The organism is Rhizobium sp. G21 (genome assembly GCF_014158035.1).
GTDB lineage: Bacteria > Pseudomonadota > Alphaproteobacteria > Rhizobiales > Rhizobiaceae > Rhizobium_E.
This window is the reverse complement of the sequence record NZ_JACFXW010000001.1, coordinates 1,072,357-1,093,288: the sequence shown is the minus strand read 5'-3', so window position 1 is coordinate 1,093,288 and position 20,932 is coordinate 1,072,357. Positions and strand designations below refer to the sequence as shown.

Annotated in this window: 27 protein-coding genes and 5 pseudogenes; 23 read left to right on the top strand and 9 right to left on the bottom strand. The window is 63.2% G+C overall.

Annotated features, from left to right (window positions below; all coding sequences use genetic code 11):
• Positions 1-94: 94 nt before the first annotated feature.
• The 4 genes and pseudogenes from H2O14_RS05575 to H2O14_RS28770 all read right to left on the bottom strand — a co-directional run bounded on the left by H2O14_RS05575 (position 95) and on the right by H2O14_RS28770 (position 4,387).
• A complete protein-coding gene (locus H2O14_RS05575) occupies positions 95-3,157 on the bottom strand; it encodes an SIR2 family protein (RefSeq protein WP_182826851.1) in 3,063 nt (1,020 codons plus the stop codon).
• Positions 3,158-3,495: 338 nt separating this feature from the next.
• Positions 3,496-3,765, bottom strand: a complete 270-nt coding sequence (locus tag H2O14_RS28385; protein ID WP_281410012.1) for a 2OG-Fe(II) oxygenase family protein — start codon at positions 3,763-3,765, stop codon at positions 3,496-3,498.
• Positions 3,660-3,986 (bottom strand): annotated as a pseudogene (locus tag H2O14_RS29265) (2OG-Fe(II) oxygenase family protein); the annotation flags it as partial. The pseudogene H2O14_RS29265 and the gene H2O14_RS28385, both read right to left, overlap by 106 nt.
• A 101-nt stretch (positions 3,987-4,087) precedes the next feature.
• On the bottom strand, positions 4,088-4,387 hold the full coding sequence (locus H2O14_RS28770) for a hypothetical protein (RefSeq protein ID WP_409526941.1): 300 nt from the start codon (positions 4,385-4,387) through the stop codon (positions 4,088-4,090).
• A 434-nt stretch (positions 4,388-4,821) separates the two neighbouring features.
• Between H2O14_RS28770 and H2O14_RS05565 the strand changes: the two genes are divergently transcribed.
• Positions 4,822-5,148, top strand: a complete 327-nt coding sequence (locus H2O14_RS05565) for a DUF6107 family protein (RefSeq protein WP_182826850.1) — start codon at positions 4,822-4,824, stop codon at positions 5,146-5,148.
• A gap of 13 nt (positions 5,149-5,161) precedes the next feature.
• Here the strand turns inward: H2O14_RS05565 and H2O14_RS05560 are convergent, their stop codons facing one another.
• The gene (locus H2O14_RS05560; RefSeq protein ID WP_182826849.1) at positions 5,162-5,509 is read right to left on the bottom strand and encodes a MarR family transcriptional regulator; all 348 of its coding nucleotides are present in this window, start codon (positions 5,507-5,509) and stop codon (positions 5,162-5,164) included.
• Positions 5,510-5,750: 241 nt separating this feature from the next.
• On the opposite strand from H2O14_RS05560, the gene H2O14_RS05555 reads away from it, so the two are divergent.
• The 8 genes and pseudogenes from H2O14_RS05555 to H2O14_RS05520 all read left to right on the top strand — a co-directional run bounded on the left by H2O14_RS05555 (position 5,751) and on the right by H2O14_RS05520 (position 11,699).
• Positions 5,751-6,233 (top strand): HK97 family phage prohead protease, encoded by a 483-nt coding sequence (locus H2O14_RS05555; RefSeq protein ID WP_409526940.1) that lies wholly within the window; start codon positions 5,751-5,753, stop codon positions 6,231-6,233.
• A 526-nt stretch (positions 6,234-6,759) separates the two neighbouring features.
• A pseudogene (locus tag H2O14_RS05550) lies at positions 6,760-7,926 on the top strand (IS4 family transposase).
• Positions 7,927-8,293: 367 nt separating this feature from the next.
• Positions 8,294-9,539, top strand: a pseudogene (locus tag H2O14_RS05545) (phage major capsid protein).
• Between the two features lie 71 nt (positions 9,540-9,610).
• Complete coding sequence (locus tag H2O14_RS05540; protein ID WP_182826846.1) at positions 9,611-10,180, top strand: head-tail connector protein; 570 nt, start codon at positions 9,611-9,613, stop codon at positions 10,178-10,180.
• 1 nt (position 10,181) lies between these two features.
• Complete coding sequence (locus H2O14_RS05535) at positions 10,182-10,517, top strand: phage head closure protein (protein ID WP_182826845.1); 336 nt, start codon at positions 10,182-10,184, stop codon at positions 10,515-10,517.
• Entirely contained in the window at positions 10,514-10,921 is a 408-nt protein-coding gene (locus H2O14_RS05530; RefSeq protein ID WP_182826844.1) for a DUF3168 domain-containing protein, read from the top strand. Before H2O14_RS05535 ends, H2O14_RS05530 begins: the two co-directional genes overlap by 4 nt.
• Positions 10,922-10,962: 41 nt before the next feature.
• Positions 10,963-11,238, top strand: coding sequence for a DUF1778 domain-containing protein (locus H2O14_RS05525; protein ID WP_182826843.1), 276 nt, complete (start codon positions 10,963-10,965; stop codon positions 11,236-11,238).
• On the top strand, positions 11,226-11,699 hold the full coding sequence (locus H2O14_RS05520) for a GNAT family N-acetyltransferase (protein WP_182826842.1): 474 nt from the start codon (positions 11,226-11,228) through the stop codon (positions 11,697-11,699). The genes H2O14_RS05525 and H2O14_RS05520 overlap by 13 nt, the downstream gene beginning before the upstream one ends.
• A 41-nt stretch (positions 11,700-11,740) precedes the next feature.
• Here H2O14_RS05520 and H2O14_RS05515 read toward each other — a convergent pair whose 3' ends face one another.
• Together H2O14_RS05515 and H2O14_RS05510 are read right to left on the bottom strand one after the other, a co-directional pair.
• Positions 11,741-12,673, bottom strand: a complete 933-nt coding sequence (locus H2O14_RS05515) for an MFS transporter (RefSeq protein ID WP_182826841.1) — start codon at positions 12,671-12,673, stop codon at positions 11,741-11,743.
• A gap of 44 nt (positions 12,674-12,717) precedes the next feature.
• Positions 12,718-12,927 (bottom strand): hypothetical protein, encoded by a 210-nt coding sequence (locus tag H2O14_RS05510; protein WP_182826840.1) that lies wholly within the window; start codon positions 12,925-12,927, stop codon positions 12,718-12,720.
• A 96-nt stretch (positions 12,928-13,023) separates the two neighbouring features.
• On the opposite strand from H2O14_RS05510, the gene H2O14_RS05505 reads away from it, so the two are divergent.
• From H2O14_RS05505 to H2O14_RS05450, 12 genes and pseudogenes are all read left to right on the top strand, one after another.
• Positions 13,024-13,434, top strand: coding sequence for a phage major tail protein, TP901-1 family (locus H2O14_RS05505; RefSeq protein WP_182826839.1), 411 nt, complete (start codon positions 13,024-13,026; stop codon positions 13,432-13,434).
• The gene (locus H2O14_RS05500) at positions 13,431-13,832 is read left to right on the top strand and encodes a gene transfer agent family protein (RefSeq protein WP_182826838.1); all 402 of its coding nucleotides are present in this window, start codon (positions 13,431-13,433) and stop codon (positions 13,830-13,832) included. Before H2O14_RS05505 ends, H2O14_RS05500 begins: the two co-directional genes overlap by 4 nt.
• On the top strand, positions 13,832-14,017 hold the full coding sequence (locus tag H2O14_RS05495) for a phage tail assembly chaperone (RefSeq protein WP_182826837.1): 186 nt from the start codon (positions 13,832-13,834) through the stop codon (positions 14,015-14,017). The genes H2O14_RS05500 and H2O14_RS05495 overlap by 1 nt, the downstream gene beginning before the upstream one ends.
• Positions 14,010-14,543 carry a phage tail tape measure protein gene (locus tag H2O14_RS05490; protein WP_182826836.1) on the top strand — a complete coding sequence of 178 codons (534 nt, stop codon included), beginning with the start codon at positions 14,010-14,012 and terminating at the stop codon, positions 14,541-14,543. Before H2O14_RS05495 ends, H2O14_RS05490 begins: the two co-directional genes overlap by 8 nt.
• Before the next feature lie 145 nt (positions 14,544-14,688).
• Positions 14,689-14,886, top strand: coding sequence for an AbrB/MazE/SpoVT family DNA-binding domain-containing protein (locus H2O14_RS05485; protein ID WP_246697298.1), 198 nt, complete (start codon positions 14,689-14,691; stop codon positions 14,884-14,886).
• 64 nt (positions 14,887-14,950) lie between these two features.
• Positions 14,951-15,310 carry a type II toxin-antitoxin system PemK/MazF family toxin gene (locus tag H2O14_RS05480; protein ID WP_182826835.1) on the top strand — a complete coding sequence of 120 codons (360 nt, stop codon included), beginning with the start codon at positions 14,951-14,953 and terminating at the stop codon, positions 15,308-15,310.
• 415 nt (positions 15,311-15,725) lie between these two features.
• Positions 15,726-16,362 (top strand): annotated as a pseudogene (locus H2O14_RS05475) (TIGR02217 family protein).
• Positions 16,359-17,240 (top strand): DUF2163 domain-containing protein, encoded by an 882-nt coding sequence (locus tag H2O14_RS05470; protein ID WP_182826834.1) that lies wholly within the window; start codon positions 16,359-16,361, stop codon positions 17,238-17,240. The pseudogene H2O14_RS05475 and the gene H2O14_RS05470 overlap by 4 nt, the downstream one beginning before the upstream one ends.
• Complete coding sequence (locus H2O14_RS05465) at positions 17,215-17,667, top strand: DUF6950 family protein (RefSeq protein WP_246697297.1); 453 nt, start codon at positions 17,215-17,217, stop codon at positions 17,665-17,667. The genes H2O14_RS05470 and H2O14_RS05465 overlap by 26 nt, the downstream gene beginning before the upstream one ends.
• A 56-nt stretch (positions 17,668-17,723) precedes the next feature.
• The gene (locus H2O14_RS05460) at positions 17,724-17,876 is read left to right on the top strand and encodes a FitA-like ribbon-helix-helix domain-containing protein (protein ID WP_182826833.1); all 153 of its coding nucleotides are present in this window, start codon (positions 17,724-17,726) and stop codon (positions 17,874-17,876) included.
• Positions 17,877-17,978: 102 nt separating this feature from the next.
• A complete protein-coding gene (locus H2O14_RS05455; protein ID WP_246697296.1) occupies positions 17,979-18,365 on the top strand; it encodes a type II toxin-antitoxin system VapC family toxin in 387 nt (128 codons plus the stop codon).
• Between the two features lie 153 nt (positions 18,366-18,518).
• Positions 18,519-19,145, top strand: a complete 627-nt coding sequence (locus tag H2O14_RS05450) for a LysE family translocator (protein WP_182826832.1) — start codon at positions 18,519-18,521, stop codon at positions 19,143-19,145.
• A gap of 6 nt (positions 19,146-19,151) precedes the next feature.
• Here H2O14_RS05450 and H2O14_RS05445 read toward each other — a convergent pair whose 3' ends face one another.
• Positions 19,152-19,520, bottom strand: coding sequence for a helix-turn-helix domain-containing protein (locus H2O14_RS05445; RefSeq protein ID WP_182826831.1), 369 nt, complete (start codon positions 19,518-19,520; stop codon positions 19,152-19,154).
• Complete coding sequence (locus H2O14_RS05440; protein WP_182826830.1) at positions 19,517-19,864, bottom strand: type II toxin-antitoxin system RelE/ParE family toxin; 348 nt, start codon at positions 19,862-19,864, stop codon at positions 19,517-19,519. The genes H2O14_RS05445 and H2O14_RS05440 overlap by 4 nt, the downstream gene beginning before the upstream one ends.
• 264 nt (positions 19,865-20,128) lie before the next feature.
• On the opposite strand from H2O14_RS05440, the gene H2O14_RS05435 reads away from it, so the two are divergent.
• Together H2O14_RS05435 and H2O14_RS29260 are read left to right on the top strand one after the other, a co-directional pair.
• Complete coding sequence (locus H2O14_RS05435) at positions 20,129-20,557, top strand: nucleotidyltransferase family protein (protein ID WP_182826829.1); 429 nt, start codon at positions 20,129-20,131, stop codon at positions 20,555-20,557.
• Positions 20,554-20,925, top strand: a pseudogene (locus H2O14_RS29260) (DUF86 domain-containing protein). The gene H2O14_RS05435 and the pseudogene H2O14_RS29260 overlap by 4 nt, the downstream one beginning before the upstream one ends.
• Positions 20,926-20,932 lie beyond the last annotated feature (7 nt).

Sequence of the window (20,932 nt, the reverse complement as noted above, 5' to 3'; positions counted from 1 at the left end):
AGCCATCGAACTCCAAATGTTTTGGCTTGAAATCTCGCAGCGCCTCGAGTGCGTAGGCTCATTTAATTATCCTGCGATCTTGGGTTGTCTGGCATTATGCTATGGCGTGCCCGTTCCAATTGTTGCGTCCCTGTATCCACCGGCTGACTCGCCTTTGAGTGTCGGCTGGAGATATGGAGGGCAATGGTTCGCCCTGGAAGAGGATTTCGATAGCGGAACGCAGCTCCCTCGCCCGACCTGGGAATGCCTTAATAACAAGTTGCTCGGCATCACAGAAAAATAAAAAAGCGGTGTCCCGGTCGCCCTTCGTCCGGAACACTTCCCCGATCCATTGGCGAGCGAAAGCCTGATTACCAAGGCGATGCGCACTCCCGTCTGTCTCAAGGATGCGTGCAGATTTCTTCAGGCATGTCAGAGCCTCATCCAAGCGGCCCATGAGTTGCAGACAACGACCTGTGTTGCCGAGCAATGAAGCGCTTTCGATCGACGTATCGTCTGGATCAAGCATTACTTCAAGTGACGAATTACGGGTGAAGTATTCTAGCGCTTTCCCTGGATCACCTCCGTCTCTGCGTGCTAAAGCTAGATTGTGCTCGCAGTCATAAAGGGTGTCAACGTGCGACGACTTCTTGAGGTCGTCGCCTTTGGTTGCCCACTCTATTGCTTCGTCGAATTTCTTGCGTTGCCAAAGATAGTGTGATTTGATGTCACAGAATTTAATGTACCGCGCCGTTTTGATGCTGATGGTCTGCTCGTACTTTTGCAGCATGTCATCTACGTCAGAAAATTCCTCCAGATCGCTTAGGCCTGAGATCATGGCAGCGCAGACGCCGTCAAATTTTGGAAGCTCGCGGAGGTCGGCCCAGTTGTTTGTCTGAAACAGTTTTCGCGCCACCCGGACAAACTCCTCTGTGTGTCCACCACCGATCAGAGCGTCATATGCCGAGGCGAGGGTCTCCAAAGCGTCAACTAGCATACCTGCTTCAATTTCGAGTTCCGCCTTCTGCGACCATCTTTCAAGGAGCGATAGGGGAAGATGGACGCCAAGCGCGGACCCGATGCCCTTTATTATGTTGCCGTATTGGACAAGGACGATTTTGATGAATCCTAACCGATCGCGGCGGTCGAAAGTCAGACGGACAAACTGGCGCACTAAGGGATGAAGGTCAAACAGATCGGGCGAGTTCCTCTCCGGCTTCACCAGCACGAGGTTGAGGTTGACGAGTGACTTCAGCGCCTTCTTAAAGTTCTTGAAATTAAGCTTCCCGGACACGACGTCGGCGATGAGATCTTCATCTTCCGGTCGCATTGTTTCTGCCATTGCACGAAGCACGACCTTTTCGCGTTCAGGTAGGGTCTTCCAAATCGAAGCTAGAAGATTTGTGGGGCCTTCCCGTCCCCTACGTGTGTCTTCCAATATACTTTTGAGAGTCACACCCGGGGCTCGACCGACCTGCACTGCCATCATGTCAAGCCAAAACGCGTGTCCTTCGGTCATGGAATGCGCGGTTTCAATCTGGGCAGAGTTTGTCTTTCCTCTTCCCGTTCGTTGGTCGAAAAGCTCGACGGTTTCCTTCAAAGTAAGGCCGGTGAGCGGGATGGTAATAATGGATACGATGTCGTAAGCCGCGCGCGGGCGGCATGTGATGATAATCCGACTCTTGGTCGCGGAACGCGAGAATTTCCTTACGAGCTTGTCGAGGATGCCAATAAATACTTCGTTGACGAGGTCCACATAGCTGTCCACATTGTCGAACACGAATACGCACGCGGTGTCTTCGGCGACGCTGATGAACGCTTCGACTATGTCCGCGTCTGACGCCGCCCCCAAGGTTTCGGCTGAAAGACTGTTCAAGGAAATTCTCTCAATCGCGGCTAACAGCTGGGTTCGGATTCGGTCGCCTTCCTCCTTACAGTCTCGCCAGTCCCAATGAGTGTACTGAGTGCCGCCCTCAGAGACGAGACGCAGATAGTGTGCGGCAAGTGTGGATTTGCCCTGTCCACCGATACCCGAAACGATGACGACCTTGGCAGACGATGCCTCCAGTGCTCTTACCTCCGCTTCGCGACCGACCCAGACCTCAATGTTGGGTGGACGGTCGCTTTCCGAGGACCTGAGGCGGATTGGCGTTTCGGGAGCGGCCGAAGGCCGAGCCGAGAAGGGCAACCGCTCGGGTGCAGTCGGCGAGGTTTTCCATCTGTTCAGCAGTTCCGGAAAAAATGCATGACAGTCCACCCCTCCGTAGAGGGTCACGCGATTGCGATCTAGACCTGGAGTCAGTACGGACCTCAAGTAGCTGTTGAGTTCGGGGGCCTGTTCGTAGAAAGCCCAAAGCACCTCCGGATAAGTAGAAGGATCGCTGACCAAGCTTTGAAGCGCACCTGTGAAAATATCCTGCCACCCTCCGTAGGCAATGACGACTACGAGCTTGTCCTGCATGTATCGCAAGAGAGCATTCTTCAGGAACGGGCGTGTCTGGAGCAACTGGTTTCCTGTGTGAAGCGTATCGGTACCTTGCCAATGGCCATGGATATGCAAGACTTGGCAACCGGGGGCTTGGCTCAGGCTGAAATCGCCGTCGACATGTAGAGACGTTCTCCAACTTTTTCCACCCGCCGCCCTCGTTGCAATTTCTACCAGCGGATCGAAATTTGACGTAATCGCCAGTTTGCCAAACGGAGTGTCCTTAATCGCGAGCAATTCGCCAAGCGCTGCAACGCCCGGGCTGAGGTCCCATTCCCCGATGCTTTCTTCAAGAGGTGCAAGTTGGGCGTCCGGCCAACGAGCCACGTCATTTCTTTCGCTCCGCAACCCGTTGTGGGCGTTCAACACCGCTTTCCTGATCACCTCGTTCGCCGTGTCCTGACCACGCCGTCCTTGCAGGAAGCGGAAGGCCGCCTGATAGCGGTTGTCGCTGGCGTGAATATCTGCGTCAAGCCTGCGCAGGTTTTCGCTTTCCGCCGAGAATTCGTCACGGATTAGCTGTATGACCGCGTTGACGTCGTCAACACCTGGATTTCCACCGTAGGGAGCGGTCAAAGGTGCGCCGACCACGAACACGACCTCTTTGGTAGAGACCCTAACGCCGTTGCTAAGTCGGTCGAGCAGCGCAGAGCTGTCGAAGAAGTAATGGTCCGCGATTTCAATCATGCTCATCCACATGCGCTGAGGCGCGTTGGCCCGCCATATCAAAGCAATACTGCGGACATGTGGGGGTTGTCACTGCAAAAAGTGATCTTCCACAAGCTGTATTAGTTTAGCTATTGAGTTTGAGCAGTCAAAACGATTGGGTTCCATCGCCAGTCTTTCGATGCTTGACATATTAAGCCCTGCGCTTGTGGATGTGATATTGAATAAGCAGATCATTGGTAGTTAATTCGCAGCGAACACCAATCGCCACTCAGTGAACGTAATAGGTCCGATTCTGGCGCCAACCCACTATCGGATCCCCCGCCCTACCACGCCCAAATACCCGCCATCACACCACCGTCTTCCTAAACTTCCCCATCAAATACGGCCCCGACAGCACCGGCTCGTATTTCGGCGTCTCGCCCTCCGCCAGGCAGGAGGGCAGGGTTTCGATGGCGGCGAACCAGTCGGGCTGGTGGAAGAAGGCGAGCGATTGGCGGCGGTCGAGGCCGCCTTGGTCGGGGGACGTTGACGACGCGGTGCAGCGTGGAGACCCAGCGGTCGTTTGTCCAGCGGGCCATGAGATCGCCGATATTGATGACGAAGGCGCCGTCGACGGGGGCACTTCGCGCCATGCGCCTTCCGGCGTCAGGATTTCCAGCCCCCGCGAGCCGGGCTGCGGCAGAAGGATGGTCAGGCTGCCGTAATCGGTATGCGCGCCGGCGCGCAACTGGCCCTCGGGCGGCGGGGCGGTGAGTTCGGGGTAATTCAGCGCCCTCAGCGCCGAGATGGGATTGGCGATGAAGGGTTCGAAATAGGCTTCATCGAGATCGAGCGCCACGGCGAAGACGCGCATGATGCGTGCGGCGAGATCGGTGACGGCGCTGTAATAGGCCTCCCAATCGCCCCGGAAACCCTGTGGATCGCGCGGCCAGATGGTCGGCGCATAGCAGAAATTCAGCGCCTCTTCATCGGTGAGCCCTTCGGGCGCCGAGAGCGGGCCGCCATTGAAACTTTCCTTGAGATCGGGCGGGCTTTCCACGCCCTTGGAGCGGGCGAGCGCCTCGGCGCCCGGGCCGAGATAGCCGTAGGGATAGCCCGGATAGGGGGCGCGCGCCTGATCCTTGAGCTCATAGGGCAGATCGAAAAAGGCGCGGGCGGCGCCCACGCATTCGAAATGGTTTCGTCCGAAATCCCGTGGTTGACGACCGCGAGGAAGCCGGACGCGCGGCAGATGCGGTCTACCTCCCGCCCCATCTGCCGCTTTTTATCAGGATCGGCGGCCTCGAAGGCGGCGAGATCGATCACGGGGAAATCGGACATGGGCGGCTCCTTGATGCTTCAAGCCTAAAGCTAAGCGTTTTGAGGGACTTGTCCAGAGCGATTGACTCAAAATGATAGAGCCCTCAGCGGGGCCGAAACCGGCGGCGAGAAAGGCGCGGCGGATCAAGACGACAATGAAATCATGATGTTCCAGAGGATGCCAGACACGCTCCGGCAGGCGGTTCATGAGGCGCGTGAAGGCCCGGCTCTGGCGGGCGCGCGCGGTGTGAAACCGCCGTCTCAGCGCGTTCGGCCAAGCGATTCAGGAGACTCGCTTTTTCGACGTCGCGGCGCCGCCTCGGGAACGGGAGGAGACGCCGATGACCTGCCTGAACAACTGGATGGACCTTACCGTGAAACTGTTAACGATGGCTGACCTGACCCAGGACCCCGGCTTCTGGATGGAGCGCGCCGCCGGCGCCTCGGCGGGAGCGGCGCTGTCGCTCGTCTATATGCTGCCGCGCGGAACCCGCGAGGCCGCCGCCCGGTTCGCCACCGGCCTGATCGCCGGCGTCGTCTTCGGCGGCCCGGCCGGCGTGTGGCTGGCCCAGCGCATGGGCGTGGCCGGGTCGCTTTCGCCATCCGAGGTGATGCTGACGGGGGCCGCAGGCGTGAGCGTGAGCGCCTGGTGGGGGCTGGGGTTGATCGAGCGGCTGGCGAAACGGTGGGGGCGGGGAAGGGGTGAACCTTCCTGACCGAGCCGGATCCTTACAGCGCAATCGACGCGCGGATTTCGCTATAGGCGGCGCTGAGGCCGAAATCGTCTCGATCGATCAGTCCGGCGGCCGTCAGCGCCTCGACGTCTTCCTGCACCCGCGTGTCGTCGCGCTTGAGGCCGCGCGCCAGATCCGCGACGCTGGACCCGGGATGCGCATGGAGATGGCGCAACAGCGTGAGACGGCTCGGCGTCATGACCGAGGCGAGCGTCGTCCAGTCGGGAAACACGATGTGGAATTCGTCGACGGTCTCGCCGGCGTCCGACTGCGCCAGCGCATCGAGAATGCGACGCCGGGATGCGGAGAAGGGCTCGGCGACATGGACATCGACCTTGGTCAAATCGGCTCTCCCCTCAGGTTCGACACCGCCTCGGCGAAATCGTCGAGCAGCTTTTAATGTGAACCCCGGCGCGCTGTCTCCGTTGTCGGATGACCAAAAGCCGCCTTCATGTCGATAGTCCACCATAGGCTTCAGGGGCTGTCAATTCGGCGCGCCCAGCTCAAAACCCAGGAGTTTTATCATGATCAGAACCGCGATCGGCGGACGCGCCGGGCGACGCTTAACCTTGCCCGAACTGAAGATGCTGGACGCCAGCGGCGCCTTTTCCGGTTACGCCAGCCTGTTCGGCGAGACCGATCTCGGCCGCGACAGCGTCGAGCGCGGGGCCTTTCTGAAATCGCTGGCGCGGCGCGGGGCTGAAGGCGTCAGGATGCTCTATCAGCATGATCCGGCCGAGCCGATCGGCGTGTGGCGGACGATCCGCGAGGATGGGCGCGGGCTCTATGTCGAGGGGCTGCTGTCCGACGGCGTGGCGCGGGCGCGGGAGGTGCGCGAATTGATGCGCACTAAAGCGCTCGACGGGTTGTCGATCGGCTTCGAGACGGTGCGGGCCAGAGCGGATCCGAAAAGCGGCGTGCGGCGGATCCTTGAGGCGGATCTCTGGGAGATTTCGATCGTCACTTTTCCCATGCTGCCGGGCGCGCGGGTGAGCGCGGTGAAGGCGCTGGGGCTTGCGGGCCGGATACGCGAGGCGACGCGACGGCTTGAAGCTGTCGCACAATGAACTAGAGTTTGCCGATCGGCGGATGTCGGCATGCGCATCTCCATGACCCGGTGGAGGACGAAATTCGTTCGGCGCGCCGGGATTGCGGATAGGGCGCTGGTGCTGCTCGATCTGATCCGGCGCAAGGGGATCGAGGCGCTGAGCTAGGTGGTTGGGGTCGCGTTGAAGCGTCGTGCACGGCCCCTCATCCGGCTGCCGCCACCTTCTCCCCGCGCCTGCGGGGCGAAGGGCGATCGGGGCAATGTCGGCGCTCCGTCCTCCTTCTCCCCGCATGCGCGGGGAGAAGGTCCCGTTAGGGGATGAGGGGCTTTGCACGCCGTGGCCCATGGAAAGACCATATTTGCCGCCGCCGCCATGCTCGGGCCTGTCCCGAGCATCTGCAACGTCTTGATTTTGTCGATGGCTCAGATCCTCGGCACAAGGCCACTGCTGTCCGGTTTAAATTTCTGGACAAGGCGCATGACATTGATTCTACGCGGTTTCAGACGTTTCGCGGCGTTCTGGACACCAAGTGGAGCTCAATGTCATGCGGCATGAGAATAGCGTTTTTCACCAGCTTCAACAGCATATTCCCTGGGCACTCTTCGACTAACTTGTGGATGAACATAAAGCCGACCGGCGCGTCCGCAAACTGACGACCAAAAGCCAGTTCCTGGCGCTGCTGTTCGCCCAGTTGGCGGGCGCGGTCAGCCTGAGGGAGATCGAGGCGGGGCTGGCCAGCCAGAAGACGCGGCTTTACCATGTCGGCGGACGCACGATTGCCCGCGCCACCCTGGCCGACGCCAATGCCAAGCGGCCTGCAGCTCTTTTCGCAGCGCTGTTTTCCCGCATGGCCGAGACCGCCTCCCGGCGCACCCGCCGTCATATGCGCGACAGCGTGCGCCTCATCGACGCCACCCGCATCAAGGTCTCCTCGCTCTGCGGCGGTTGGGCCGACATGATCGGCGGCAAGCAGGCGATCAAGGTGCATGTCGCCTATGATCCGCTCGCCGATGCGCCCGTGGACGCTGCGATCACCGGCCAGAAGACCAACGACATCCTGCCGGCGAGGGACGCGACGATCCTGTTCGGCGTCACCTATGTCTTTGATCTCGCTTACTATGACTTCGGCTGGTGGGCCAAGATCGATCAATGCGGCGCCCGTTTCGTCACCCGATTGAAGGCCAACACCCCTCTTCGGCTCAACAATGAAACACGCTTCCGCAAGCCCCGCCGCAATCGAGAGGGCATCATTGCCGACGCCATCGGGCATCTGCCGGAGCGCTTGGCCAGTTGCCGCAAAAACCCTTTTCAGGACCCGGTGCGCGTCGTCACCATCCAGCTGTCCACCGGCAAGATCCTGAGGCTCGTGACCAACGATCTCGATGCGCCGGCCGAGGAGATCGCGGACCTCTACAAACAGCGTTGGCAGATCGAACTCTTCTTCAAATGGATCAAGCAGAACCTGAAAATCCGCCACTTTCTCGGCCGCTCGGAGAACGCCGTGCGCATTCAAATCTTCGTGGCCCTGATCGCCCACATCCTGCTGCGCCTGGGGCAATCCCGGCAGCAGGCTGTCCGTCAACCGCTCGCCTTCGCCCGACTCGTGCGCCTCAACATCATGGAGAGGCGCAGTCTAACGACGCTCAAATCACCGCCGGAACGACCGTCTTCTGATCCCCGACAATTGGCCCTGCCGCTGCCCTTTGGCTAAACCGGACAGCAGTGGGACAGGCCCGAGCATCTGCGAACGCCTTGATTTTGTTCGATGGCTTAGATCCTCGGCACAAGGCCGAGGATGACGGCGGAGAGGGGTGTGACCCCTCCGCTCTCTGGAGGGGCGAACGTCCCGGCATGGGGTAGAAGGCGTTGCCCATAGACCGACCACAATAGCCGCCGCCGTCATGCTCGGGCCTGTTTAGGGCATCTTCAAAATATTGATTTTGTTAGATTTATTAGATTCTCGGCGCAATGGCGAGGATGACGGCGGAGAGGGGTGCGACCCCGCCCACGGACCCATTTTCAAATTTCATCTTCACCAAGGGTCCTTCGGGGCCCTTTTTTCATGGAAAGGACCTGGAATGACCCACGCCCATATGAGCCCCGAGATCAAGGCGGCGCCGGATGCGATTGCGGACGCCTTTGACGGCTTCATGCATGCGTTCGACGCCTTCAAGGAGGCCAATGACGTCAGGCTCGACGAGATCGAGCGCAAGCTGAGCGCCGACGTCGTGACCCGCGACAAGGTGGAGCGCATCAACAAGGCGGTCGACGAGCAGAAATCCATGCTCGACCAGTTGACGCTGAAACAGGCGCGGCCGCGTCTCTCGGGCGGTGCGCGACGGGGCCGAGCGCGGCGAGCATAAGAGCGCGTTCGAAGCCTATATCCGTCGCGGCGACGAGGCGGGGCTGCGGTCGCTCGAACAGAAGGCGATGTCGGCGGGATCGAATGCCGATGGCGGCTATCTCGTGCCCGAGGAGACCGATGGCGAGATCGGCCGCAGGCTGGCCGTGGTCTCGCCGATCAGGGCGCTGGCGACAGTGCGGCAGGTCTCCACTCCTGTGCTGAAAAAGCCGTTCTCGACCTCGGGCATGACCACCGGCTGGGCGGCGGAGACGGCGGCGCGGACGGAGACGGCGGCGGCAGCGCTGACCGAGCTTTCCTTCGAGACGATGGAGCTCTACGCCATGCCTGCGGCGACGCAAACGCTGCTCGACGACGCCGCCGTCGACATCGAGAACTGGATTGCTTCGGAGGTGGAGATCGCTTTCGCCGAACAGGAAAGCGCCGCCTTCGTGACCGGCAACGGCGTGTCCAAGCCCAAGGGCGTGCTCGCCTATACGGCGGTGGCCAATGCCGGCTGGAGCTGGGGCAATCTCGGCTATGTCGCCACCGGCGCGGCGGGCGCTTTCTCGTCGTCCGGTCCGGCCGACGTGCTGATCGACGCGGCCTATGCGCTGAAGGCCGGCCATCGCCAGAACGCCACCTATCTCATGAACCGCACCACGCAAGCCGCGATCCGCAAATTCAAGGACGCCGACGGCAACTATCTCTGGCGTCCGCCGGCGGCGGTGGGCGAGCCGGCCTCGCTGATGGGTTTTCCGGTGGCCGAGGCCGAGCATATGCCCGACATCGCCGCCAATGCGCTGGCGATCGCCATCGGCGATTTCCGCGCCGGCTATCTGGTCGTCGACCGTCTCGGCGTGCGGGTGCTGCGCGACCCCTATTCGGCCAAACCCTATGTGCTGTTTTACACCACCAAGCGGGTCGGCGGCGGCGTGCAGAATTTCGAGGCGATCAAGCTGGTGAAGTTTTCGGCGAGCTGAGGGCCCGCAAGATTGACGGCGCCGGGGTTTGGCGCCGTCACGCCCATGATTTTCCATTGCAAGGACCTCCCATGACCATCATCAACCTCGCGCCGCCCGGCGCCGAGCCGCTGACACTCGCCCAGGCCAAGGCGCATCTGAAGATCGATCACACGGACGAGGACGGGCTGATCACGAGCCTGATCGCGACCGCGCGCGAGCATCTCGAACAAGTGAGCGGGCTTGCGCTCGTCCGCCGGCCGATGCGGCTTTATCTCGATCGCTGGCCCGAGACGGGGCTGATCGAGATTGCGCGGGGGCCGGTGACGGCGGTGGATGCGGTCAGGATCTTCGACGCCGACGGCGCCGAGGGGCTTGTCGATCTCGCTGGGCATGTGCTCGACGGCGCGGCGCGGCCGGCGCGGCTGTGGCTGAAGCGGCGGCCGGAGACGCGGGGCGCGGTGAACGGCGTCGAGGTGGATTTTACCGCCGGCTTCGGCGACACAGGCGCCGATATTCCCGACACGCTGAAGCGGGCGATGCTGACGCATGTGGCGCTGATGCACGGCTTTCGCGCCGTCGTTTCCACCGAGATGCAGCCGGCGGGCGTGCCGGATGGTTACGACCGGTTGATCGCGCCCTATCGGATGATGAGGCTCTGACATGCTGACGCGCTTCTTCGACGCCGGGCAATTGACAGTGCGGCTTGACCTGGAGTCAGCCGTGGAGACGCCGGACGGGCAGGGCGGGGTGACGCGGAGTCACGCCGTTGCGGCCAGCCTCTGGGCGAGGATCGAGCCGGTGGCCGATACGGTCGCGGAAACCGGCGGCGTCGAGCGCCAGACGATCACCCATCGCATCTGGATCCGCTGGAGCGGCGTGGTCCAACCCGGCATGCGCTTTCGCAAGGGTGGGCGGGTGTTCGTGATCCGCACGCTGCATGATCCTGATGAGACCGGCCGCTTTCTCGTCTGCCGCGTGACGGAGGGAGAGATATGAGCGCGTTTTTGAACCCTCTGCAAAAGGCTGTTTTCGCGAGGCTCACCGCCGACGCCGAACTGATGGCGCTGGTGGGCGCGGACGGCGTATTCGACCATCGCCGCAGCGCGCGCGCCATGCCCTATCTGCTCCTGTCAAAAAGCGAGGCGAAACCGCTCGCGGAGGGCGTCGAGGAGCATCTGCTGAGTTTCGAAGCCTGGTCGCGGGCGACGGGGCGAGCCGAGGCGCAGGCGATCGCCGCCTGCGCAGCCCGGACGCTCGACGGCGCCGATCTGGCGCTCGAGGGCGGCGGGCTGGCGCGGCTGGCGCTCAGGACATCCGCCGCACGGCGGAAGGAGGGGAGCGGGGCTGTCGTGGTCGAGATTGGGGTGCGCGCCGCGGTGAGTGTATTGACAATGTCATGACGTTGTGTTCGGCTTTTGCCCTGATGAGCAGGAGCTTTTCGATGGGCGCGATCCGCAAGACCGAGACGGTGACATTTCGCATGGAGGCTTCGGCGCTGAAGACCATTCAGCAGGCGGCGGCGCTGAAGGGCAAGACGATGACCGCCTTCGTGACCGAAGTTGCGCAGGCGGCGGCCGAACAGGCGCTGATGGAGCGGACGCGGCTGACGCTATCGGACGAGGTGTTCGACGAGATCGACGCGCTTCTGGCCGAACCCGCAAGCGTGAACGATGGGCTCAAGCGTCTGATGCGCCGGACGCGGGAGTGGCTCGATTGACGCTCTATCGGCGCCCGGCGAAACTGTCAGCGCGCCATCAGGTCGCCGAGTTTCACTGCGGGCAGCCGTCGCTGGATGACTATCTGCAAAAATTGGGGCTGGCCAGCGAGAGCGAAGGCTTTGCCCGCACCTATGTAATCGCCGACGAGCGAGAGCGCGTCGTCGCTTATTGTTCGCTGGCCGCCGGAGATATCGAGCGGGCGAGTGTGGACAGGGCGATCGGCGGCCATGGCGCGCCGCGATTGATCCCGGTAATCGTGCTCGGCCGTCTGGCCGTCGATCAGCGATGCCAGGGCCAGGGACTGGGCGGGGCCATGCTGGCTCATGCGCTGACGGTGGCGACGCTCGCCGCCGATCATGTCGGGGCGCGGGCGGTGCTGGTGCATGCGCTCGACGAAGCCGCCGAAGCATTTTACCTGAGATGGGGCTTTCGCAAGGTTAGGGGCTCGACCGGGCGCTGATCCTGCCGATGCGTGACCTGATCGCGGCGCTTGACCCGGAGTCATGAGCGCCTCCCTCTCTGAAGCCCCCACAGGCAGGCGAGCGCGGCCAGCGTGAGCAGCGCCGCCGCCGACAATGCGGCCATGGGGCCGCCGCGATCAAGAAGGGCGGTCATGGCGACGGGGGCGAAGGCGGTGGCGATGTTTTGCGGCAGCGCGATGCGGCTGGACATCAGCCCGAAATCCGCCGCCGAAAAGTGGCTGAGCGGCAGGACGGTGCGGGCCACCGTGCCGACGCCGGAGCCGAAGCCGTAAAGGCCGATGAACAGGATAAGGGCCGTAAGCGACGGCGCGCCGAAGGCGAGCGCAGCGAAGGCGACGAGCAAGAGAAGGCAGGCGCCTGCCATGGCGCGCGGCGGCGTGCTGAGCTTGCCCAGGAGGAGATCGCCGAGCCGGGCGGTGACGCCGAGCGCCGAGCGGAACGAGGCGAGGCTGAGCGCGAGCGCCGGGGCCGCGCCGCTGGCGGTCAACAGCGCGATCAGGATCGGCGACAGGCCGAAGGTGACTAGCGTGAACAAGGTCGAGACGGCGGCGAGCAGCAGGAAGGTGGCGCGTCCGGCTTTGGCGGTCTCGGCAGGCGCCGATGTGGGAGATTGCGTTTCCTGGGGCGGCTGTGGCGGCGCATCGGGGAGCGCGAGCAGATAGAGCGGAACGCAGAGGCCGATCTGCAGGGCGGTGCCCATCAGCACCGCTGCGCGCCAGCCGAAGCTTGCATTGACGAGGCTGAGAAGCGGCCAGAACACGGCCGCCGACAGGCCGGTGACGATCATCATCAGCGAGATCGACGCCTTGGCGCGGAGGCCTTCGCGCTCGACCACGGCGGTGTGGGCGGAGGCCGAGAGACCGAGCGCCGCGCCCAGCCCGACTGCCAGCCAGCCGAGCCCATAGAGAAAAAGACCCTGCGCGGCGGCGATGATCGTCAGGCCCGCGCCCATGGCGCAGGCGCCTGTGATCAGGCAGAAACGCGCGCCGCGCGCCTTCAAAGCCGGCCGGCCCAGGGGCCGGCAAGGCCCGAGACGATCATCATCACGCTCAGGCCCGCGAAGGCCGCCTCGTTGGAAAAGCCGAGATCGGCGGCGATGATGCGGCCGAGCGCGCCGGGCATATCGAAGGTCGTTCCCCAGCCGATGATCTGGCAGAGCGCCAGGGGCGCGAGAAGGCGAAAGCGCGCGGCGGATGGCGACGTCATGAAAATCTCTTTGAATGCGACGCCAGCATAGGCGCCGCCGCCCGCCGCCGCAAGGCGAGGGCGACACCGGTTATCCCAGTAAGAAAGGACAGGCGCATGACAGCCCAGCGCGGCAAGGATCTGCTGCTCAAGATCCACAATGGCGACAGTTACGAGACGGTGGCGGGGCTGCGCTCGCGCCGCATCGCCTTCAATGCGGCGGTGATCGACGCCACCGACGCCGAAAGCGCCGGACGCTGGCGGGAATTGCTCGACGGCGGCGGGGTCAAGAAGGCGGCCGTGTCCGGCTCCGGCATCTTCAAGGATCAGGCGTCCGACGCGACGGTGCGCGCTGCCTTCTTCGCCGGCAGCGTGCTCGACTGGCGGATCGTCATTCCCGATTTCGGCCAGGTGACCGGGCCGTTCCAGATCGCCGCGCTCGATTATTACGGCCAGTTCGACGGCGAGGTGCTGTTCGATCTGGCATTGGAATCGGCGGGTCAATTGAGTTTCGGAGCGCTGGCGTGAGCGGCCGGGCCAACCGGCGGCGCGGCGAGGTGGAAGCGGTGATCGATGGCGAGCGCCGTATTCTCTGCCTGACGCTCGGCGCCATCGCCGAACTGGAAACCGGCTTCGGCGTCGACAATATCGCCGATCTCGCCGGGCGTTTTTCGGGTGGCAGGCTGTCGACGCGCGACGTCATGACGATCCTCGCCGCCGGCCTGCGCGGCGGCGGAAACCGGCTCGACGACGAGGATCTCGCCGATCTCAGCATCGAGGGCGGACTGGAAGGCGCGGTGCGGCTGACGGCGGAGCTTCTCGCTTCGGCCTTTCTGACGGAGGCGGCAGGCGGGGCCAGCAGCCCTTTTCAGCCGCCGGCGCAGGGTCCGACAAGCCCGGCGCCGGTTTTCCCTGGCGGCAGGTGATGGAGGCGGGCCTCGGTCGGCTGCGGCTCACGCCCAGGGATTTCTGGTCGATGACAGTGAGGGAACTGACCGTGCTGCTGGGCGGGCCGCAGCGACGCCCGCTGGGGCGCGGCGATCTCGCCGCGCTGATGGCGGCCTGGCCGGACGAGCCGGCGAAGGTGGAACAAGGAGGGACTTATGGCTGACGATGACCTGGAGGCGAGCCTCGATCTCGCCGGCGCGCTGACCGACACGCTGGATGGGCTCGAGGCGCGCTCGCGCGCTTTTGGCGCGGCTTTGACAAGTGCGCTCAAGGGCGCTGCGCTCGAAGGCAACGGGCTGAACGCGGTGCTGGCCTCGATCGCCACGCGTTTCTCGTCGATCGCGCTCGACGCCGGGCTCGCGCCGCTGCAAAGCGCGTTGTCGTCGGGCGTTTCCAGCCTGACCCAGACGCTCACAAGCGCGACAGCCTACGCCAAGGGCGGCGTCGTCAACGGCCCGACTTATTTCGGCGCCGGCGACGGGCTGGGCCTGATGGGCGAAGCCGGCGCCGAGGCCATCCTGCCTTTGAGCCACGGCGCCGACGGACGCCTCGGCGTGGCGGGCGCGGGCGGTGGAACCCAGATCGTCTTCAATGTGCAGGCCACCGATGCGGCCAGCTTCCGGCGGTCCGAGCAGCAGATCAACGCGATGCTGGCGCGGGCGGCTGCCAGGGGACGGCGCGGGGTGTGAGCAAAGTCGAATGCCAATGCAGCCAGGTCTTCGTCAATGTCCCACAATTTGGTTCCGGCGTAACTGTCTTCCACCGATGGCTCCATCATCGCCTTGCGAAAAATAGGACGGTGCTATATATGTAGCACACCAATGGGAAGGCGATATGTCCAACACAGCAAAGATTCGCCGCCAGGGCGGCGCCGCAGTATTCAGCATTCCTCCTGCGCTTCTGAAAATGCTCGGCGTGGACGTTGGGGCTGAACTCACCTTAGTCGTGGACAACGGCGCTCTGGTCGCGACGCCGCTTAAGTCAAAGAAAAATACACCCTTGCAGAACTGCTTGAAGGGTCGGACGAGATGATCGAACTGAGCAGGCAAGCTGCGGGATGGGACACAGGCGGTCCTGTGGGGAATGAAATTCTCTGATGGTGCGGAGTCATGTTCCCAAACGCGGTGATGTTTTTCTTATTGACCTCAATCCGGTCGTGGGAAACGAGATGCGAGACACGCATCGCTGCGTGGTGATTTCGCCTCGTGAGGTCAACGCTCTCGGCATGTGCTTGACCATCGTCGTTACAACTGGCGGCCAATTCGCTCGGAAAGCGGGCATGGCGGTGAATATTGCAGGACACGAGACCAATGGGGTCGCGCTTTGCAATCATGTCAGAAGCTTCGACATCGTGTCCCGTGTTCTCCAGAAGACAGCGCGCTATGTCGACACGCTAGACGCAGACACGGTCGATGAAATCGTTGCCAAGGTTGTAGGCATCATCGATCCGTCTTGAGGTCGCGGGGCGCAAATCCCTGGGCATCTCCGCCTTTCCGAGAATGTTCTTGATCAGACAGACGCGCCTTCCTCGGCGAAATTCTGTGGTTGATATCAGTGCGAAGGCCCAATGCTCAAGCGGCAGCGCATGGCGCGTCCGAGGACAAGTTTCCCAATAATCTCGGCTGTTCACCACAATTTTAGTGGCTCACGGCGTGACCACCTGATGTCACTGATCTTGGCCAATAACTCCTTGTTATCTGCGGCATGGTTCCGAACACTTCTGAGAACCTATCGGCGCCTAAAGGCTGTCGCGTCACGATCTTTCTCGCAGGACTGGAAACGCAACAAAGCAAAGTTCGTCATACCGTGTGCGGTTGATTGCGCGTCAATTTTCCACGCCCCCGATATCACTTCCCCCAAGGAGATCATCCATGACCGCATTTCACGAGGTGCAGTTTCCGCTCAGGTTGGCGCTCGGCGCGCGCGCGGGCCGGAGAGGCGGACGGAGATCGTGTCTTTGTCCAATGGGCGCGAGGCGCGCAACAGGCGGTGGCGGGATGCGCGGCGGCGTTATGATGTGGGATCGAGCATGAAGACGCTGGCCGATCTCTATGAAACGCTTGCTTTTTTCGAGGCGCGGGCGGGACAGCTCTATGGGTTCCGCTTCACCGATCCCTTCGATTTCAAGAGCGGCGGGCCGCATGAGGCGGTTGGGCCCGGCGATCAGCGGATCGGGACGGGGATGGCGAAACGCGGAATTTCCAGCTCAGGAAGACCTATCGAGACGCCGGCGGCGAGAGCGTCAGGACGATCGAGAAGCCGTTGGCGGCCAGCGTGCGGATTTCCGTCGACGGCGTCGAGATTGACGGGGCGGATTTTTCGGTGGCGGCGGAGACGGGGATGGTGACGTTTTCGGCCTCGGCGACGCCGGGCGAGGGCGCGGTGATCAAGGCCGGGTTTCGCTTCGATACGCCTGTTCGTTTCGATACGGACAGGCTCGATATCGACCTCGACGCGTTTCAGGCGGGCCGCATCCCGTCGATCCCGCTGGTGGAGATCCGGCCATGAGGCGCATTCCGGAGGCGCTTGCAACCCATATCGCCGGCGAGGCGACGACGCTCGCCAATGCCTGGAAGGTGACTCGCCGGGATGGCGTGGCGCTGGGCTTCACCGATCACGACCATGATCTGACATTTGCGGGCGTGACCTTTCTCGCCGCGAGCGGCTTTGCGGCGGGCGACGACGAGAGCGAGAGCGGGCTGGCGGCGGCATCCTCCGAGACGCTCGGGGCGCTGTCGTCGGACGTCATCAGCGCAGAGGATATCGCGGCGGGCCGCTATGACGGCGCGACGGTGGACCTCTATCTCGTCAACTGGCAGGCGCCGGCGCAGCATATGCGGCTCAGGCGCTACGAGATCGGCGAGGTGGCGAGGAGCGAGAGCGACTTCAGGGCGGAATTGCGGGGGCTTTCGCACCGCCTCGGTCAGGTGCAGGGGCGCGTCTATGGCCATCGCTGCGACGCGGGCTTTTGCGACGCCCGATGCGGGCTTGCGGCCAGCGCATTTCGGCATGCGGGCGTGGTGATTTCCGCCGATCGATCGAGCGTGACGGTGGAGGGCCTTGGCGGCGCCGCGCCGGCCCGGCTCGCGGGCGGGGTGATGACGGTGGAAAGCGGAGCGCTTGCGGGGCTGGCGGTCGATGTCGACGGGGCGCAGCGGAGAGACGGGCGGATGCGGCTCGCGCTCTGGCAGCCGATAGCGGCGCCTCCCGAGCCCGGCGACGCGGTGAGCCTGCTCGAAGGCTGCGACAAGCGGTTCGAGACCTGCCGCGACCGCTTCGGCAATGCGCTGAACTTCAGAGGATTTCCGCATATGCCGGGCGCGGATTTCGCCTATTCCTACGCCGACGGGGAGACCGAGCATGACGGACGGCCGCTCTATGACTGAGGCCGACGACAGCGCGGGCGAGCGGGCGGCGGCGATCGCGCGGACATGGATCGGCGCGCCCTATCGGCATCAGGGTTTCAGCCGGATCGGCTGCGATTGCCTCGGCCTGATCCGCGGCGTCTGGCGTGAAATGCGGGGCCAAGAGCCCGAGGAGCCCGGCCCCTATGGCCGCGACTGGGCGGAGCGATCGGGCGAGGAGCGTCTGCTGCAGGCCGCGACCCGTCATTTCGGCCCGGCCTGCGCCGAGGCCACGCTGCGGATGGGGGACGTGCTGGTGTTCCGGCTCAGGCGGGGCATGGCCGCCCAGCATCTCGGCATCGTCTCCGGCGCAGACCGCTTCATTCACGCCTGTGAGCAGACCGGCGTGGTGGAAAGCCCGCTCGCGCCGGCCTGGCGGCGGCGGATCGCGGGCGTGTTCCGGTTTTGAGTGTTGCGGGAGCCCGGTGGCGGCGGTAGACTGCCGTTTCAGCACGGGGGCTTGCGATGGGCCTGATTACGATCGACGGTTTGGACAAGGACGCGGAGGCGGCGCTGGAAGAACGCGCGCGAGAAAACGGCCGCACGCTCGCCGATGAAGCAAAGGCGGTGCTTCGAAGCCGCGCTCGATACGGAGCGCGCCGCGACGCCCAAGACTGACAATCTCGCTGCCTTCATTCGTGACAAGGTGGCCCGGTTCGGCGGAGAAGATCTCGCTCTCCCAGATCGCGCGGCCATGGCCGAGCGGGTGACGCCGAGCTGATGTTTTTCCTCGACACGAATGTCATCTCGGACCTCGTGTCGATCAAGCCCGATCCAGGCGTTCTCGCATGGGTCGCGTCGCATCCGGCTCGCAGTCAGTATATTTCGGCTGTGACGGTCGCTGAGATTCTCTATGGGGTGAAGCTTCTACCCGAAGGTCGGCGGCGCATGCTTCTGGAGCGCGAGATCGGCCTGTTGTTGCACGACGCGTTTCTGGGCAGGATACTGCCGTTCGACGCGCCCGCGGCTGAACGCTTTGCATCGATCATGGCGGACAGGCGGTCGCAAGGGAGGACGATGTCGCAATTCGATGGGCAAATCGCTGCGATCGCCCTTTCGGTAGGCGCGACGATCGTGACCCGCGCAACACGAAGGATTTCGATCTGACGGGCGTTGAGGTCGTCAACCCTTGGCGGGACGTGTAAATGCTTCCGCAGGCGGAGTTTTGACAACACCTCCGCCGCGTGATCAGGTGGCCGTGACGGGGCGGGGCCGGCTGTTCCGTCTCGTGAGGTCCGGCAGAAGAGTCCCGGAGCGCTCATGCCGTCTTTGTCCCTGCTCGCCGCCTTCTTCGCGACCACCTTCGTCTTCGCCTATGTGCCGGGGCCGGCGATGCTTTATGCGGCGGGGCAGACGCTGGCGCGGGGGCGAAAGGCGGGGCTGATGGCGGCGCTCGGCATTCATCTCGGCTGCTATGCGCATGTGTTTGCGGCAGCCGCCGGGCTGTCGATCCTGTTTCATGCGGTGCCGGCGCTTTACCTCGTCGTGAAGCTGGCGGGCGCGGCCTATCTCGTCTGGCTCGGCTTTCGGATGATCGTGGCGAAGGATCAGCCGGCGGCGGAAGCGGGCGCGATGACAAGCGGCCGGGCGGCGCTCATCGAGAGCATGCTGGTGGAGGTGCTGAACCCGAAGACGGCGATCTTCTTTCTCGCCTTCCTGCCGCAATTCGTCGACGCCGGCGCAGGCTTCCCCGTCTGGCTGCAACTGGCGATCCTCGGCAGCGCGGTGAACCTGATCTTCACGTCGGCCGACATTGTCTGCGTGCTCTTCGCGGGGCTGGTGACCGAGCGGCTGAAGCGGTCGAGCGGCGCGCAGAAGCTGATGCGGCGCGCGGGCGGGACTGTGCTGTGCGGGCTAGGCGTCAATCTGGCGCTGCAGCGGGGGTGAGCGTGCTCATCGCGCCCCTGCGACGCGCTCCGCAGTCTCGGAGTTTCTGACCGTCACCTCGACCGTTTTCCCGATGCGCTGGGCCATGTCGATCAGGGTGTCGATGGTGAATTTAGACACTTTCATATTGACGACGTCGGAGACGCGCGGGCGGGAGACGTTGAGGCGTTCGGCGGCTTCGGCCTGTTTCAGCCGGCCGTCGCGAATCCAGGCGGCGATTTCCGCCATCAGGCTTTTCTTGATGGCGATGGCGGCGGTGATGCGGGCTTCCGAGTCCGTCTGAAGCCGTTCGGCTTCATCCGCGGCGAAACCGAGTTCCGCGAAGATGTTGGCGTTCTCCGGCGTGACATGGCCGATGTCGTGAACTGTCGTCATGCGCCTTCCTTCATCTGTTCTCTCAGCTTTTTCATTGCCTTGTAGCGCTGCTGGCCGATCTCGACATCGAAGGCAGCGGTCTTCCGGCTCTTCTTGACGAAACAATGCAGCACATAGATCGCCTCTTCGAATTTCGCGACATAGAAGACGCGGTACTGGTTGTCGTCTGACTTGATGCGGATCTCGTAAGCTCCGGGACCGACCGTGGAAAACGCTTTCCAGTCCATGGGCGGCAGGCCCGCCTGGATAAGGTTGAGGTCATGGCCCGCCTGCCGTCGGGCGGCGGCGGGGAATTCCCTGATGTCGTCGAATGACAATCCCATCCAGACGATGCGCTTGCGCATTCAATTGCCTGTATAAGTAGTTGTACATTTGCTCGATTGTCAAGGGTGGCGCGGTCGTCTTCTGCGCCTGACCTTCGCTGAGGCGAATGTGACGTTCTTTTCCCTTGGTTGCAACCGTAGTGATTGCTCGCGCGGGAGCCGCCGTTCTCTCTCATCTCAGAGTCATTGGTGTTGCATCCGCGGGCGCTGCAGCGAGGGTGACTTAGGCCGAACTTGCGGTTCTCCGAACCGGAGCTTAGACTGTCTCTCAACTGGAGGCTTGATATGGGCCTGGTGACGATCGAAGATCTGGATGCGGCCGCGCTCGAGCAATTGCAGGCGCGGGCGCAGAGGAGCGGCAGGACGGTCGAGGACGAAGCGCGGCGGGTGCTTGAAAGCGCACTAGCGTCGGACGCCGTGGCCCTGAAGCCGTCGGAGCGGTTGGCCGCGCGGCTTGGCGATGTCCGGGATGCCGTGTCGCGCTATCGCTTGAGCAATCCGCGTCTGTTCGGCTCTGCGCTGACCGGGCAGGATCGGCCGGACAGCGACCTTGATATTCTCGTCGACGCCGAGCCCGGCGCGTCTTTGTTCGATCTCGGCGGACTTCGGCAGGAATTGGAGGAGATGCTGGGCGTCGGCGTCGATCTCAGGACGCCACAAGATCTGCCTCCGGCGATACGGGCAGAGGTGCTGGCCGAGGCTGAGCCCTTATGACCAATCGAACCGCCGCCGACTATCTCGGACATATTCTCCGGGCGGGGCGCAAGGCGGTGGGGTTTTGTGATGGAATGACCATCGAGGCATTCCGGGGTGATCGCAGAACCCAGCAGGCGGTGGTGATGAGCCTGATCGTCATGGGCGAGGCTGTCGTGTAGTTGCAGCGCGTCGATCCTGGTTTCGCCGGTTTGCATCCAGCCCTGCCATGGAAAGCAATGCGCGGCGTGCGCAATCAATTGGTTCACGGCTATTTCGACATCAATCTCGACCTTGTCTGGACCACCGTAACCCGGGATTTGCCGGCGGTGATCCTGGGGGTCGAGGCGCTGGTCGGCGCCCTAAAAGGGCCTTTCGGCCCCGAGTGAGCGCCTG